The 14,764-nt window shown below is 62.7% G+C and carries 12 protein-coding genes; 5 read left to right on the top strand and 7 right to left on the bottom strand.

Annotated features, from left to right (window positions below):
* Positions 1-45: 45 nt before the first annotated feature.
* The 3 genes from pabB to RHODMAR_RS15825 all read right to left on the bottom strand — a co-directional run bounded on the left by pabB (position 46) and on the right by RHODMAR_RS15825 (position 3,132).
* Positions 46-2,118 (bottom strand): aminodeoxychorismate synthase component I, encoded by a 2,073-nt coding sequence (pabB, locus tag RHODMAR_RS15835; RefSeq protein ID WP_008716238.1) that lies wholly within the window; start codon positions 2,116-2,118, stop codon positions 46-48.
* Positions 2,115-2,522, bottom strand: coding sequence for a chorismate mutase family protein (locus tag RHODMAR_RS15830; protein ID WP_008716237.1), 408 nt, complete (start codon positions 2,520-2,522; stop codon positions 2,115-2,117). Before RHODMAR_RS15830 ends, pabB begins: the two co-directional genes overlap by 4 nt.
* A 271-nt stretch (positions 2,523-2,793) precedes the next feature.
* On the bottom strand, positions 2,794-3,132 hold the full coding sequence (locus RHODMAR_RS15825; protein ID WP_042939505.1) for an RNA polymerase-binding protein RbpA: 339 nt from the start codon (positions 3,130-3,132) through the stop codon (positions 2,794-2,796).
* Positions 3,133-3,327: 195 nt separating this feature from the next.
* Between RHODMAR_RS15825 and RHODMAR_RS15820 the strand changes: the two genes are divergently transcribed.
* The 3 genes from RHODMAR_RS15820 to RHODMAR_RS15810 all read left to right on the top strand — a co-directional run bounded on the left by RHODMAR_RS15820 (position 3,328) and on the right by RHODMAR_RS15810 (position 6,048).
* Entirely contained in the window at positions 3,328-3,660 is a 333-nt protein-coding gene (locus RHODMAR_RS15820) for a hypothetical protein (RefSeq protein WP_008716233.1), read from the top strand.
* Positions 3,661-3,788: 128 nt separating this feature from the next.
* Positions 3,789-4,244 carry a tellurite resistance TerB family protein gene (locus RHODMAR_RS15815; RefSeq protein WP_008716232.1) on the top strand — a complete coding sequence of 152 codons (456 nt, stop codon included), beginning with the start codon at positions 3,789-3,791 and terminating at the stop codon, positions 4,242-4,244.
* 193 nt (positions 4,245-4,437) lie between these two features.
* Positions 4,438-6,048, top strand: a complete 1,611-nt coding sequence (locus tag RHODMAR_RS15810) for a cation:proton antiporter family protein (protein ID WP_008716230.1) — start codon at positions 4,438-4,440, stop codon at positions 6,046-6,048.
* A gap of 91 nt (positions 6,049-6,139) precedes the next feature.
* Here RHODMAR_RS15810 and RHODMAR_RS15805 read toward each other — a convergent pair whose 3' ends face one another.
* Together RHODMAR_RS15805 and RHODMAR_RS15800 are read right to left on the bottom strand one after the other, a co-directional pair.
* Positions 6,140-7,153, bottom strand: a complete 1,014-nt coding sequence (locus RHODMAR_RS15805; RefSeq protein ID WP_008716227.1) for a mechanosensitive ion channel family protein — start codon at positions 7,151-7,153, stop codon at positions 6,140-6,142.
* A 90-nt stretch (positions 7,154-7,243) separates the two neighbouring features.
* Complete coding sequence (locus RHODMAR_RS15800) at positions 7,244-8,104, bottom strand: class I SAM-dependent methyltransferase (RefSeq protein ID WP_008716225.1); 861 nt, start codon at positions 8,102-8,104, stop codon at positions 7,244-7,246.
* Between the two features lie 63 nt (positions 8,105-8,167).
* Between RHODMAR_RS15800 and RHODMAR_RS15795 the strand changes: the two genes are divergently transcribed.
* Positions 8,168-8,980: a class I SAM-dependent methyltransferase gene (locus RHODMAR_RS15795; RefSeq protein WP_008716223.1), complete on the top strand. Its 813-nt coding sequence runs from the start codon at positions 8,168-8,170 to the stop codon at positions 8,978-8,980.
* Positions 8,971-9,993: a phytanoyl-CoA dioxygenase family protein gene (locus RHODMAR_RS15790; protein WP_008716222.1), complete on the top strand. Its 1,023-nt coding sequence runs from the start codon at positions 8,971-8,973 to the stop codon at positions 9,991-9,993. Before RHODMAR_RS15795 ends, RHODMAR_RS15790 begins: the two co-directional genes overlap by 10 nt.
* Before the next feature lie 78 nt (positions 9,994-10,071).
* On the opposite strand, the gene RHODMAR_RS27035 is transcribed toward RHODMAR_RS15790, so the two are convergent.
* Both RHODMAR_RS27035 and RHODMAR_RS15780 read right to left on the bottom strand, forming a co-directional pair.
* A complete protein-coding gene (locus RHODMAR_RS27035) occupies positions 10,072-11,046 on the bottom strand; it encodes a GGDEF domain-containing protein (RefSeq protein WP_157226118.1) in 975 nt (324 codons plus the stop codon).
* Between the two features lie 264 nt (positions 11,047-11,310).
* Positions 11,311-12,903, bottom strand: a complete 1,593-nt coding sequence (locus tag RHODMAR_RS15780; RefSeq protein WP_008716217.1) for a TPM domain-containing protein — start codon at positions 12,901-12,903, stop codon at positions 11,311-11,313.
* Positions 12,904-14,764: the final 1,861 nt, after the last annotated feature.

Raw genomic sequence — 14,764 nt, 5'->3', positions numbered from 1 at the left:
CGTCGAGCCGGTGCATGAACACACAGCGAGTAGGGCGCGTGCGCCCTACTCGCTGTTTTTCGTTGGTCCGTTCAGCGCACGGCGCATCGACACAGCTTTGACCATCGTCTCTTCGAATTCCTCGTCGGGATCGGAAAGTGCGACGATCGCGCCGCCGACACCGTAGGTCACTTCGTGTTCGGTGGCCACGATCGTGCGGATGACGATCGAGAAGTCCGCTGTGCCGGTGATCGAGAAGTAACCGATTGCACCCGAGTACACGCCGCGCGGACCGTCTTCGAGCTTGTCGATGATTGCCATGGTGCGGATCTTCGGGGCACCGGTCATGGATCCACCCGGGAATGCCGCGCGAATACAGTCGGCAGCCGACGCGTCGTCCCGAAGGCGACCGCGCACTGTCGACACCAGTTGATGCACCGGTGCGTAGGTCTCGACGTCGAACAGCTTCGGAACGTGGACCGAACCCGGCACACAGACCTGAGCCAGGTCGTTGCGCACCAGATCGACGATCATGAGATTCTCGGCCTTGTCTTTTTCGTTGGCCACAAGGTCGGCCTTGAGTGCATTGTCTTCCGCTGTGGTCGCGCCCCGGGGACGAGTCCCCTTGATCGGCTTGGACTCTACGATGCGATCTGCATCGATGCGCAGAAAGCGTTCCGGAGACGCACTCAGTACGGATACTTCCGGGAAATTCAACAATGCGCTGTACGGGGTGGGATTGATCTCGCGCATGTACGAGTACGTGGCCGCCGCATCGATCGAACCGGACACCGTCGCAGTGTTGGTCAGGCAGACCTCGTAAGTTTCGCCGGAGCGGATCTCGGCGAGGCATTGCGCGATCAGATCGAGGTAGTGGGCGCGGTCGTGGCGCAGTCGCGGTTCGAGCGAGTGTTCGGCTCCGAGCAAGGGCGTACCGACCGCACCGGCATCGGATCGGGCCACTTTTCCGGACTGTCCAGCGAGTCCGTGCAGCGTGTCCGTGACGGAGTCGAACCACTGAGCCAACACAGGATCTCCGGCTCTGGTGGCCAAGCCCATCAGGTAGAGCGTGCCGGCGTGGTGGTCGAAGACCAGGGCGCGGTCCGAGAACACCATGGAGGCGTCCGGCGTGGCGGAGGTGTGCACCAGTTGTCCACCGGTGTCCGCCTTGAGCTCGTAACCCAGGTATCCGACGTAGCCGAGGCCGAAGGAAAACGGAAGGTCGTGCCGAGGGGGAGTGGCTCGCTCTCGCAATTGGGTGTCGATGTAGTCGAAGAACGTCGAATGGATGCGCTCGGTGGCACCGTCCGCCGACTGCACGGTCACTGTCGTTTCCGCGACAGAGTAAGTCACATACTCTGCGTGAGGGCCGGAGCAGTCGCCCATGACGGTGAACCGGCATTCGGGTTCGAGAGCAGCGCTGCCGTCCAACCAAAAGCTCTTGTTGCCCGTCGCGAACAGCGTCTGAAACACCAGTTCCGAGTCGAAATCACCATCGAGCGTTCGTGTTTCGATCGTGAACATCGAGTCTCGAGCGCCCGCTGCATTGGCGGCGGTCGAACGCGCCACAGTCAGATCGCGGAAATTGGCGAGGAGCTGAGGGCCGTATTCGGTACTGATCGACTCCGGGTGGAACTGCACTCCCCACAACGGCTTGCTGTGATGCCGTACTCCCATCACCAACCCGTCTGGAGTCCAGGCAACTTCCTCGAACTCGGCCGGTGTGCGTGTCACGACCAAGGAGTGATAGCGAACCACCGAGTAGGGAGATGGTATTCCGGCGAACAAATCCACACCGGTATGAGTGATGTCGGTGATCCGCCCGTGCATCGGTGTCGGTGCCAAATCGACTTCGCCGCCGAACAGGTGGCACATACCTTGATGTCCGAGACACACACCGAGAACCGGTAGACCGGACTCCGTGATCACACGGCTACTGATGCCGAAGTCCTGCTCGACGTCAGGACGTCCGGGGCCGGGGGAGATCACGACGTTGTCGAAGGCAGCGAAATCCAGCGAAGACCATGCCACGTCGTTCTTGACGACAGTCGGTGGACGACCGTTCACCTCGGCAAGGAGGCTGTACAAGTTGTAGGTGAACGAATCGTAGTTGTCCACCAGCAGAGTTCTGATCGTCATCGCTCGCCTCTACCGTTCACCATCGACGCCGGGTTGGGCTGCGGAGAGTCGATGATCAGATCCTCGACGCGACAGGCCTCCGCAATCATCGACCGGTACAGGTCCTCGAGAAAGTCGGGGGACAGGCCATTCGCCGACGCGAATTCTCGGGCGCGCTCGGTCACCAAGCCGACCCGACCGGGCTGCATCATCGGAATGGCGTGTTCGCGTTTTACGTGTGCTACTCGTACACACACATCGATTCGATCACGGATTGCAGCGCGCAGTACCTCGTCGATTCCGTCCAGCTCGCGCCTCAACTCCGTGAGTTTTTGTTCGCCGGCTGCGCGATGACCTTCGGATTTCGCCTCGGAGGCAGCCGTGTGAAGTGCGTCGTTGTACCGCTGATCAGAATCCTGACTCACGAGTTACTGCCCCCTGACATTTCGGCTCCGGTGGTGATGTCGGAATTCGTCGTCATTTGTTACGACGATATTGACCGAACGTCCACCTTAGTGACAATAGATACCCGATGATGACACCTCGGGCGGTTTTACCGCCACTCAACCGTATTGGAACCGATGCGAGCGCGACGAGAAACACACTGTCATCGATCGGAACATACGCAACGTTCGAAGAGCAACAAAAAACTGCACCGCCGGATTGTTTCCAATCAAGCGGTGCAGTGACAGATGGTTATGCGCCGCGGCGCTTCACCTTCAACAGGTCCAGGCGTTCTTTGAGAAGGTCCTCGAGCTCGTCGACCGAGCGCCGTTCGAGCAACATGTCCCAGTGGGTGCGAGGCGGCTTGACCTTCTTGGCCTCCGGCGCAGTGCCCTCGATCAGCGAACCTTCGAGTCCGTTGCGGCAAGCCCAGGTGCCGGGGATCTCGGCCTCGTCGGCGAACGGAATGTCGAACTCCTCGCCGTTGTCACACCGGTATCGAGCAACGCGGCGAGGTGCCAGGTCGTGATCACGATCGGTCTCGTAGCTCACTGCACCGAGTCGACTACCTCGAAGTACACGATCTGCCATGGTGAAGTCCTCTCCATCGATAGTAGGTACGCGCGTCGGTGCCATCCGTCGACACCGAGCTACACCGTCTACCCACTGATCTACAACGTCGCCGCGCGTCGGTTCGTTCCCGGGCCGCCGATCGGACCCGATGCGGTGCCATCGGCGCAGCTGATGAAGGCATCATACCTGCCGGTCGCAGTAGGCTGAACGACCATGTCCGTCAGAACCCGCCGCGACCAGACCTGCACATGGTGCGGGCGCCCAGTCGCCGACACCGGTAGCGGACGTAAGCGGCGCTACTGCCGCCAATCGTGTCGTCAGCGTGCCTACGAGCAGCGCAGTGCGATGAAAGGGACATCGATTCCCGACGACGCGATCGTCCTCACTGCCGAGGAGGCTTCGGCGGCAGCCGACAGAGCGTTCGAGGTCCGCTGCGCCGCCGAGGACGTCGGCACCGCAGTGACCGAAGGCGCCGACTCCGCGGAACTACATCGTTTGTGTGTCGAACTGTTGGCCAAGGCGCACGACGCCGAGCGACTGCGCTGATCCGGGCGACGAGGTAGCGCCGATGAATGCGCTCACGGATCCGCGGCTAGTTTCTCGTTCGCCGATTCCATGGACAATGGGTCTGGGTTCGCGCAGATGCGCGGACTCAGTACACAGTGAGGAGCTCCATGGCGTTCTGGGATCAACTCAAGTCCAAGGCACAAGAACTGAACGGGCAGCTGCAGACCAAGACCAGCCAGTTCAAGAACAAGGAATTCGCCAACGGCAGCATGGCCATGTGCGCGCTGATCGCGGCGGCGGATGGCACCATCGATCCTGCCGAGCGTCAGAAGACCGCAGCTCTGATCGCCGGGAACGAGGCCCTACGGGTGTTCGAGCCCGACGAACTTCGGCAGAAGTTCGACTGGTACTGCGACAAGCTGCAGGGTGACTTCGATTTCGGGAAGGTCGAGGCAACAGCCACGATCGGAAAGCTGAAATCGAAGCCCGAGCAGGCGCGAGCCGTCATCCAGATCGGCATCATCATCGGCGGCGCAGACGGCCACTTCGACGATCACGAGAAGGCCGCCGTCCGCAACGCATGCTTCGCAGTGGGAATAGATCCGTCCGAGTTCGAGCTCTGAGACCTCCCGACAGGGAGCTTCGAGCATTCGATCGTGGCAACGGCGATCGACGAAGTTTCGACTTCGTCGGTCGCCGCTTTCGCGCCGGCATCCTGCGCTGTGAAATATCCGGATTGCCGGGATACTGGGGTCACTCCGACGGCACGTGCCGATGTCGTCGATCCGGTTGCGCCCCACCAGCAAGAGGACGTGTATGACAGTTGCCGCGATCTACCTCGTCATCGCCTTCGGCCTGGGCGGACTCGCCATGGTGGTGCGGCTGCCTCCTCTGGTCGGCTTCCTGGCCGCCGGGTTCGTCATCAATGCCCTCGACGTCGGTGAGCTTCCCCAGCTCGAACTGATGGCAGACCTGGGCGTCACGCTGCTGCTGTTCGCTATCGGTCTCAAGCTCGACGTTCGGATTCTTCTTCGACGTGAGGTGTGGTTGACCACCTCGGCGCACATGGTGGTCAGCGTGGCAGTCGGGACGGGTGTGCTGTGGTTGGCCACTATCGCGGGAATGTCGATGTTGTCGGGGCAAAGTCTGACGACGATCGCTTTGTTGGCCTTCGCGATGTCGTTTTCGAGCACCGTCTTCGTGGTCAAGGTGCTGGAGGAACGGGGGGAGTCGCACGCTCTCTACGGCCGCGTGGCAATCGGCATTCTGGTGATGCAGGACATCATCGCCGTTGTGTTTCTCACTGTCACCAGCGGCAAGCTGCCATCGATCTGGGCGCTGGGCCTGGTGTTGCTGTGGCCGCTCACCCGAATCCTTCGCTGGATCTGGAGCGGGTTGGGTCACGGCGAGATGCAGTCGCTGTTCGGCATCGTCATGGCGTTGGTTCCCGGATACGTACTGTTCTCCGAGCTCGGCCTCAAAGGCGATCTCGGAGCACTGGTCATCGGAATACTGTTGGCGTCTCACCCGGCGTCGTCCGAGTTGTCGAGATCGCTGTTCCACATCAAGGAGCTGCTGCTGGTGGGATTCTTCGTCTCCATCGGCCTCTCCGGTTTGCCGGACCTACCCAGTATCGGCGTCGCGCTGTTGATGGTGCTGCTGTTGCCGATCAAGAGCGCGCTCTACCTGGGTCTGTTCACGATGATGAAGCTTCGGTATCGCACGTCGGTATTGGCCGGGCTGAGCCTGATGAACTATTCCGAGTTCGGTTTGATCGTCGTCTCGGTCGGGGTGGCCTCCGATCTGCTGGCGCCGGCCTGGCTGGTGGAGATGTCGATTGCCGTCGCTCTGAGCTTCGTGGTGTCGGCCTTGGTCAACGGCCGAGGCCATCTGATGGTGGAGAAAATCGCAGCACGGTTGCCTGCACAGGACGAATACCAGCTGCATCCGGAAGAACGCCCCGGTGACGCCAGCGATGCCGAGGTCGTCGTGATCGGCATGGGCCGGGTGGGCTTCGCTGCCTACGAGCGCCTCACCGATCACTATCAGCTTCGTGTGGTCGGCGTGGACTACGACGGGCCTCGGATCGAGCGGCTCGCCGACCGTGGCTATCGAGTCATCGAAGGCGATGCCACCGACCTCGATTTCTGGAACCAGCTCCGGCGCTCACAATCGGTTCGTATAGCCGTGCTCGCCATGCCGCGTCACGGTGCCAACGTCACCGCGCTCGCGTGCCTGCGTGAATCGGGCTTCGGCGGCAAGGTCGCAGCGGTCGCCCGGTACGACGACGAGGTGCAGTGGGCCCGGGAGCACGGTGTCGACATCGCCTTCAACGTCTACGCCGGTGCGGGCCTGGAACTGGCCGACCAGGTGGGGTTACCGGAGCAGGTGACGAGTGAGACCGAAGAAGGTCTCACCGAACGCTAGTCGGCCGTCATCGTCTACGCCCCGCCTGTTCCTCCTCGCATGACACGCGTGCAGGACGGAGAACGAAGAATGTGGTGACTGGAAAAATGGGCTATTCAGCGAGATCTTCGGCCGCGCCGGGCATATCGCGTCCCGCGCCCTTGACGTCGTCGACGGCGTCGTTGTCGGACTCCGATGCGTTCGCTTCCGGCTCGTCCGTAATGCCTGCGTTCTGGAGGCCGAGCGCATCCCGAGCGTCCTGACCGGTCAACCCGAAAATGCTGCGGACGTGCACATCCTGCTGAGGGAACGGGATCTCGATGTCGTGACGCTGTAGAGCTGAGTGCAGTGCCCAGTTGTAGGCGGCGGTGACGGCTGCTGGGCGCACGGTGGCGTCCCCGTTCACCCACACCACCAACTCGTAGTTGAGCGAGCTGTCACCGAATTCGGTCAACCAGACCTGTGGACGATGTGGTCCGTCGAGCGTCAGGGTGAAGGGCAGCTCGGAAGCCGCCTCCAGAGCGGCACGTTTCACGATGTTCTTGTCGGTGCCGTAGGCAACGCCGAAAGGCACCCGCAGGCGTCTCGAGACGTCGCGGTGGGTCCAATTGACCACCTGACTGGTGACGAATTCCGAGTTGGGAACGATGATGTCGATGTTGTCGTTCGTGACGATTCGGGTTGCCCGAATCCTGATGTCGCGCACTTCGCCGGTGACGCCCGATTCGAGCTCGACGAAATCGCCGACCTCGATTGTCCTGTCGAACAGCAGGATCAGCCCGGAAATGAAGTTGCTGAAGATCGTCTGCAGCCCGAAACCGAGCCCGACACCCAGCGCGCCGGCCAGCCAGGCGAATCGGCTCAACGGCACGCCCAGAGCCGAAACGGCCGCCAGGACACCGATCGCGACAATGGTGTATCCGAGGACTCGCGAGACGGTGTACCACGTGCTGCTGTGCGCCGTGCTCTCGCGCTTTGCATATTTGAGCAATCCTCGACGCGCCACAAGCGCCAGCAGGACCGTGGCGAGCAGGACGCCGAAGGAGAGGACAAGTTCGTCGAGCGAGATCTCCTCGCCCAACACCTCGATCGAGCCGAGTGCGGTGACGTCGAGCGATGCGGCCATCGGTCGACTCAACCACACATTCGTTGCAGGACAAGCCCGTGACCGGAAGGGCGTCGTCCGCAGCCGAGCTCGCTACCGTCGTGGATGACGTCAGTGACGGGTCGTGCTGAAGACGTCGACCGGGTGGGGCACCCTGTGCCCGCCGTCGGCTCCGGGCACCGAAACGGCATCGAGATAGGCGCGTACGGGCCCACGCAGCTCGGCGGTCAGGCGGGCCTGCACAGCGAAGTCGAGCGCCTCGTCGCTCGAGGAGGCCAGGTCGACGAGCGCGTCGAGGGTGACCACATCGTCGAGGGTGATGCGGGCGTCGAGGAAGGCCTCATGGACGTCGTTGCTGAACCACTGCCGGTGGTCCTCCAACGGCGGGGCGAGCACGTCGACCAACGCGTTGAGCGCGGCGCGCGGTGCCACGAGCACCCACAGCTCGCCGCCCGGTCGCAGCAGGTCGAGGGCACCGCGCAGGGACTCACCCACGTCGGAGACGTAGTAGATCGAGTGCACGAACACCACGACGTCGAAGGTCTCGTCCATCGGGGCGTCGGCGAACGACGAGACGTGCACGTCGACGCTGAGCTCGTCGGCCTCGAGAGCGGACATCTCTGCGGTGAAGAGCTCCGCGCTCCCGGACCAGGGATCGATCCCGACGTAGCGCACCGGCCGACCGGGGACCGCTCGCAGCAGACCCTCCGCGAGACGTACGTCCAGCGAACCGTCACCACAGCCCACCGAGAGCACCGACATCGGACCGTCGCCCATCCCGCCCAGCCGGCCGGCGAGGTGGTCTGCGATCAGATCGCGCTGGTCGGAGAGCTGCTCGAACGCGGCGTGGTCGCGGGCGTAGGAGTCGGGCTGCAGAGCGGGCAGGGCCACTGCACCACGGCGTGCGGCGCGCAGATCCCCGAGGAGCGCGGCGGCGGCATCGGTCGGCGGGTTCGAAGCTATGTTGGACATCGAAGTGAGTCAATCACGACGCCCCCACCCGGTGTGTTGCGGTCGGCTCCGAGAAGGAGCGGTGTGAGCAGCAAAGATACAGCCGAACGCAGTCTCGAGCACTGGAGCGAGGCCGGACGCACGGGCATGGAGGCGTTCTACGCCCTGGCCACCGAGGACTACCGCCAGCTCGCGCTGGCCGCCGACTGGCCAGTTCTGCTCGCCGACCGCGCGCACGACGGTTGGTCGCTGCTCGACGTCGCTTGCGGCAGTGGCAAATTTCCCACCGCGCTGCGCCGCTACACCGATCTCTCCGCGCTGCCCGAGCTGGCCTACGACCTGCTGGACCCGTCGGCGTTCTCGGTGGCCGAGGCTCGCGGCGCGCTGGGCTCGCCGTTCTCGGCGAGAAACGACTTGGTGATGACCCTGCAGGATCTGCCCGCCGACCACACCGGCTACGACGTCGTATGGGCCACCCACGCGCTCTACGCCCTCCCTCCGGTCGAGCTGGACGCGGCGGCCGAGCGATTCGTGGCTGCATTGGCCCCCGGTGGGCTGGGCCTGGTCGCGCAGGCCACCGCCGCCTCGCACTACCTCGCCTTCTACGACGCCTTCCGGGCGGGCGTGCGCGAGGCAACGCCGTACACGACGGCCGAGCAGGTGCGTGACGCCTTGACCCGCGCCGGTGCCGATGTGCGCGATCAGCGGGTCACCTACACCACGGGTACCTCCGATCGCGCTGTCGCAGAGGGTTTTCTGCAGCGCTGCGCCTTCGACGACTCCGTGTCGCTGGAAGAGATGGAGTCGGCACCCGTGCTGGGGGAGTACCTGGCCACCTGCCGCGACGCATCCGGCTCCTACACCTTCTCCCACGAGGCGGCCCTGCTGTGGATCTGACAAGCACGCCGGATCTGAACAACACATCGGCACCGAAGGCCTCGGCGACCAACGACCGGCTCCCCGAACAGAATCGCGACGGCGGCATCGAGCAGGATTGGGCGGGAGACGACCAGGACTGGTGGGACTGGTACGTCACGCTGGCCGCGAACGAGCAGATGCCTACCGAGCTGGTCGACGGCCCGGGCCTGCCCGATGTGGAGGCGGCTTCCGACGAGCAGGTCGAGCGCGAACTGGCCGAGCCCTACGAACTCGACCCGGCCGCGATCGAGGCCTTCGCGCGAGAGGCTTTCGTGCGGCTCCCGGGCGTGCTGTCGTCGGCCGTGGTTCGACGGCTCGCCCAGCGGCTCGAGGAGCTGCTTCGCGCCGAGCACGGTGACGACGTCGCCGGACGCTTCACCGCGTTGGAGCAGATGTGGCTGCACGACGATCTGATGCGCGCGGTGGCGCTGTCGCCCAGGATCGGCGGCGTGGCTGCGGCCCTGCTCGACGAGCCCGGCGTTCGGCTCTATCACGACAACGCGCTGTCCAAGGAGCCCGGCTGCGGCCGTACACCCTGGCACCACGACGCCGAGCATTTCCCTCTCCAGACCGTCCAAGCGGTCACCGCCTGGATGCCGATGTCGGCAATTCCCGGACGGATGGGCCCGCTGTCGTTCGCCCGCGGCCGTGAGGTGCTGGGCGAGGTGGCCGACCTGGAATTCGACAAGGTCGGCACGTCCTACGACGAGGCAGTCACCCAGCGTTTCGCCGAGCGAGACGTAGCGGTGGAATCAGGGCCTTTCGCAGTGGGCGACGTGTCGTTCCACTCAGCTCTGTGTTTCCATACCGCGGGCCCCAACCTGACCACGCAGCCACGGCGAGCGCTGGCCACCACGTACTTCGCCGACGGCGCGCGGGTGGTGGAATCGCCGACGCTCATCAGCGGCACCTGGCGCGAGTTCCTCCCGGGCATCGAGCCCGGCGGCGTGGCCGCCTCCGAGCTCAACCCGGTGGTGGGCCGCCGAGACTGAGCCGTGGTCTATCGATGGTGTGTCGCGGCCAGCGGACTCGAGATCCGTGCAAGCGCCTATACCGGCGTAGGGGAGTAGTCAGCCTGGCGCTGAGCCAGAGTAGTCGCCACTCTGTCTTCTGGTGCTCTTCGCGCGGTACATCTCGGCGTCGGCGGTTCTGAGCAGGAGCTGTATGGCCTGTTTCGAGCCGCCGACGTGCGCTTCGGTGGTAGCCGAGCCCACGCTGACCGAGAGCCCCGAAATCATTCGTGTGTCGGACAACGCAGCCACCAAGGCCTCGATGCGTGGCTCTGTGGTGCCCGGCTCCGCAACGGATACACAGGCGAATTCGTCGCCGCCGAGGCGGGCGACCACCCATTTGTTCGAGGTGACAGCACGTAAGTGTTGCGCCAGATCCACCAGAACAGCGTCGCCGGTGTGGTGACCGAGGGTGTCGTTCACGCGCTTCAATCCGTCCACGTCGAGCACCACAGCACTCATCTCGGCGGATCGATCTTTCTGCGAAGTCAGGAAAACCGTTTCGACCGCGGCGACAAGCCCGCGACGATTACACAGACCGGTCAGCGGGTCGACCAACGACTCTTGCGCGCGGGAGCGCAATTCACTGACGTAGATGACCAGGATCATCGGTGCCGCGAACATGAGCAGCATAGTGAGTGTGTGAGCCGCCACGACCCCCGGACTGGCGGCATCGTTGAGCGCGGCCCGAACGGAAACGATCGCGAGAACGACGACGTTTGTGGCCATGTGCACCCAATACACCGACGGCCGCACAGCTATGACAGCGAACATGGTGACCACTGCGAACAGCACTGTGCCGCCGATTGCGGTGAGTAGTTCTTGTTTGAGCAGCAGGCAGGTGCCTATCGACACGTCGGCATAGACGACGTAGGCAACGAGCGCCTTCGGCGTTGGCCACCCACCGAAAAACCATCGGAGTGACACCGGAAACGTCGTGAGGCTGACGAGCACCACGACGATGACACCGATCCCGTCGTATTCCTCGGTGGGCGCGCTGAGGAGCCCGATCAGCCCGATGGTGACTGTGGCCATACCGATGAAGAATTGCGTGATTTTGACTCGACCGGAATCGAGGTCGAGAACGACCGGATTGTCCCGTCGAGATTCGGACGGGTGAACCGACTCAGCGAAGAGTGCGCAAACAGCGAACATGAGAACCCCTGGTAGAGATTGTGCACCTCCGAGCAGGGTAACCGGCCAAAGGTGGCGGGATCAGAGTTTCCCCGTGTTCCGTTCCTCCTTCGCGGCCTGCGGAACCGTGATCGATCCGAACGAGGTGGGCCATCGACCGATCGATCAGGTACTACCAGCCGCTCCGCCTCCTCCACCGGCACCTCCACCCGACGCCACGGATCCGCTACCGCTGGACACGAACACCCCGGAGAACGCAGCCCAGGGGAGGACCACGGGGCCGCCCGACGAGTAGTTGGCACCAACGGGTGGTGTGAAGGCTTGCAGCGGCGTGTCACTTGCGGGGTCGGTCGCGGCGTCGAGTCGTTTCCGAAAAAACGAGGCCAAACCGAGCGCGACGATGTCCGGTAGAGCGGCGTTCAAATCGACCGACTCGTCCTTGTCCTTCGCCGCTTGCTTCAATCCGTCGCGGTACGCCTCCCAAGGCCTCGCCGCGTCCAGGCCTGCGACCGAGAACCGCGAGTACGCGATCGCCGACGACAGCCCTGCAACGAAGAGAAGTGCCGACGCCACCACCGCGAACCACATCGTCGGGGCACCCGACGTCGCAACGGTGATTCCTCCGATGGCGGCGGCGCCGCCGAGCGCGCCCAGACCGGCGAGAGCTATCCGGGTTCGGACCGTGCCGTCGGCAACGAATCCGCTGGACCGCAGTCGGCCTTCCACGAGTTCTTTGGTCGCGCCGGGGCCGCTCGCAATCTTCTTCAACGCGTCCCCGTCCACGACATCGTCCTCGGCACGTTCGGCGAGCATCGACCAGACCGCCTGTTGCACTTCTCCGCGTACCCGAGTTCGGTCGAGAAGCCGGATCCTGACTGTTCCTTTGTCGAACTTTCCCGGCTTCTTGTCCTGCTCGAAGGCAAGTGCGTCGGCGGCGGCAACTGCCAGGACTGTCCCCGGTACACCGCTCGGCTGCACGCTGCGATGAACGAGAGCCGTGGCGAACGCTGGATCGGTGGTGTGGTCCGGTCTGATCGTGGTCGGGGAATGCTCGGGGACAGTAGATTTCGCACGGCCACGGAACAGTGCAGCCACCGCGAGCAGCCCGATAATCGCGATTGCCGACCCGGTCCACGGAAGCCACGTCGAGCCGGGACCGTCTGCGAATCTGTCGAGCGCCGTGACCGGCGGACCGTTGCGGATATCGGACCCCAGGCGGTCTATCCCCGCGCGCAGACTGGCCACGACGTCACCGTCGCGCAGCGGCGGAATCAAGGCGTCCTCGACGATGGCCTCTTGCTCGTCCCGCGGAACGTTGCCGTCGTCGTACGTGGTGCCGAGGAAGATGCCCGCGCGAGCCTCGTCGACCTTTCCCGGCTCCCGGTTGATCAGGATCGCGCCCGCGGTGTCCTGGTCGACGCCTGCCGCCGACACCCATCTCTGTTGCAGATCTTCGACCTGATCGAGCGTGTCGTCGGAATCCGCGTCGAGCTCACGCACGTACGCGATCACATCGGCACCGGTTTCGGACTTCAAGTTCTCCAACCGGCGTTGGATGTCCGAGGTCTGTGCCGGATCCAGCGAGTAACCCGTTCGGTCGTAGACACGCTGACCCGATGTCAGACCCTCGAAACCGGCGTCTGCGGACGAGTCGTCGGAGCAACCGACGAGGCCGAGGGCCGCGAAGAGGGCGATCAGTACTGCGGCAACTCGGCGCGTCGAGTTACGACGATGAAATGTCGCGACGAAGGCGTCCATTAAGGCATGCTAATCAAAAGTTGTCTGCGGAAGCCAGCACATTCGATCGAAACAGCGATGAACATTGGGTGAGTCGACTATGGCCATTTCGTCACTGTGACGAAATGAGCGAAGTTGGTGGGTGTAAGTGCCGACAGGATGAGGCGCGAACCAGCAGAGCGAGTGTGCCGATCTCATGACATGGAAGGCAACGGTATTGCAGGATCTTCGCGCTGAGCCAAGCGCATCCCGTACAGGTGTTGCCGCAATCGCGGGACCGCGTCGACACCAAGCAGATCGACGCCAAGCAGATCGACACCGAAAAAGATCAACACCGTTGAGGCGCAGCCGAATCGAGCGCTGCCCGAGAATCCGCAGGTCGACGTTTTGCCGATAATCGACATTATGTCAGGTAGTAGATTGGTTATCAGCATTCGGCGCGAATATCTCTGCTTCGTACAACTGCCCCCGCGCCGCGCTAATACTCCCCTGAGATGCATCGATACCATCGGGGTGCTCATCCCACGTCCACATCTAGGCATTGCTGCGACGAGACGGTTTCACAAGCTGATCGCCCCGCCGTAGATGAACCCGTGTTTCTAGTGGGTTTCTGGACGATTCTGGAGAACAATGTCCCCACTGTCCGGCCCGCCCCCCAACTGCTTCAGGCGCGCCGTAGTAGTGGAATGCTTGACGACGACAAATGGGTTCTGTTCTCAGTGCCGCACGATTACTTGCCACATTCTCGCGCATACGACTGTCACTATCCCAAGGCCAATGGTTAGTCCGAACATTGAGAACACAACTCCCACGCCGCCTTGGCTGGTTGCGCCATAAGAAACTCCCACGGCCATGGCGGTTGCGAATCCAGAGGCGATGTACAAGGGCGAAATGAGCGACCCAGACTTCTTGCGTTTCGCAAGCAGAAAAGCTGACACGGAACACATGACGAGTGTGATTCCACACCCCCAAATCTGCCAGGGCGGAAATTCGGTAGGGGGCGGATATCTGAATTCCAAGATGCCACTGTATCCCGACCAACTCAGCCACCCCACGCACGTGACAAACCCCAGAAGAAACGCAACACACGCCGTCGCGGACCGAGACAGCCGTCCCGGGCCATTCCGGCCAAATGAGCGAGCACGATCGCCCGATGCTACCCCCCGAACGGGGTAATCGAAGTCAGCGGCTTTCCCCATGCGCCAGATTACTAAGGATCCGATTGCCGTAGGTATCGCTATTAAAATAGACACTGTAAGCGAAAACGTGATCGGGGAAAAGCTACTGTACGCCACTCCAGAACCTCCTTAGCTCAAGGTGGAGACAGGATCTTGGAATTATCCATGTTCATCCAAATTTGTTTCGGTTACTGCAACCCAGTACGCATCTCTGAAGTCTCGGAAATTGTACCTGCGTGGGCCGTAAGACCAATAAACATTGGTGCAAATAGGACCCATGCGATCATGTAGGTCACGGTTGCATGGGTTGTAGCCGTCGTTCGTGAGATCTGCTTGGTCCATGCACATGTCGTGGCGAGCGCTGGCACCTTCATTCAAGTGTTCACCAGGACGTTCCCAGCCTCGATCACCTCCCACAGAGGGATGCGATACCGGCGTCCAGCGGAAGCTTGAATCCATCCATTTCACCTACTTCGATACGCGGACCCAGTGGAGGTTCGCTCGACTCCGAAGCGCAGGACCCCTCTCCCGCGATGGCAGACGTACTGCAAGAAGTCGCAGCCAGGTTGATTGACGCAGGCTTCGAGTCACAGGCCGCCCCAGCCGAATAACTCAGGATTGGATACGAGCCTTATCCGGTGGTGAGTTGGTTTTTCACGTCGCATGTGAAGAGAGGCCTTGATCAGTTCCCCGCCCATCACGCC

The sequence above is a fragment of the Rhodococcus sp. AW25M09 genome (assembly GCF_000333955.1).
Taxonomy (GTDB): domain Bacteria; phylum Actinomycetota; class Actinomycetes; order Mycobacteriales; family Mycobacteriaceae; genus Rhodococcoides.
Note: the sequence above shows the minus strand (reverse complement) of the source record. Positions and strands in the feature narration are given on the sequence as shown.

Excerpts from the sequence above, each read along its gene's own strand:
- RHODMAR_RS15810 (WP_008716230.1), top strand. The coding sequence starts at position 4,438 with ATGACAGTTGCCGCGATCTACCTCGTCATCGCCTTCGGCCTGGGCGGA.
- RHODMAR_RS15820 (WP_008716233.1), top strand. The coding sequence starts at position 3,328 with ATGTCCGTCAGAACCCGCCGCGACCAGACCTGCACATGGTGCGGGCGC.
- RHODMAR_RS15805 (WP_008716227.1), bottom strand. The coding sequence starts at position 7,153 with ATGGCCGCATCGCTCGACGTCACCGCACTCGGCTCGATCGAGGTGTTG.
- RHODMAR_RS15825 (WP_042939505.1), bottom strand. The coding sequence starts at position 3,132 with ATGGCAGATCGTGTACTTCGAGGTAGTCGACTCGGTGCAGTGAGCTAC.
- pabB (WP_008716238.1), bottom strand. The coding sequence starts at position 2,118 with ATGACGATCAGAACTCTGCTGGTGGACAACTACGATTCGTTCACCTAC.
- RHODMAR_RS15815 (WP_008716232.1), top strand. The coding sequence starts at position 3,789 with ATGGCGTTCTGGGATCAACTCAAGTCCAAGGCACAAGAACTGAACGGG.
- RHODMAR_RS27035 (WP_157226118.1), bottom strand. The coding sequence starts at position 11,046 with ATGGCCACAGTCACCATCGGGCTGATCGGGCTCCTCAGCGCGCCCACC.
- RHODMAR_RS15780 (WP_008716217.1), bottom strand. The coding sequence starts at position 12,903 with ATGGACGCCTTCGTCGCGACATTTCATCGTCGTAACTCGACGCGCCGA.
- RHODMAR_RS15800 (WP_008716225.1), bottom strand. The coding sequence starts at position 8,104 with ATGTCCAACATAGCTTCGAACCCGCCGACCGATGCCGCCGCCGCGCTC.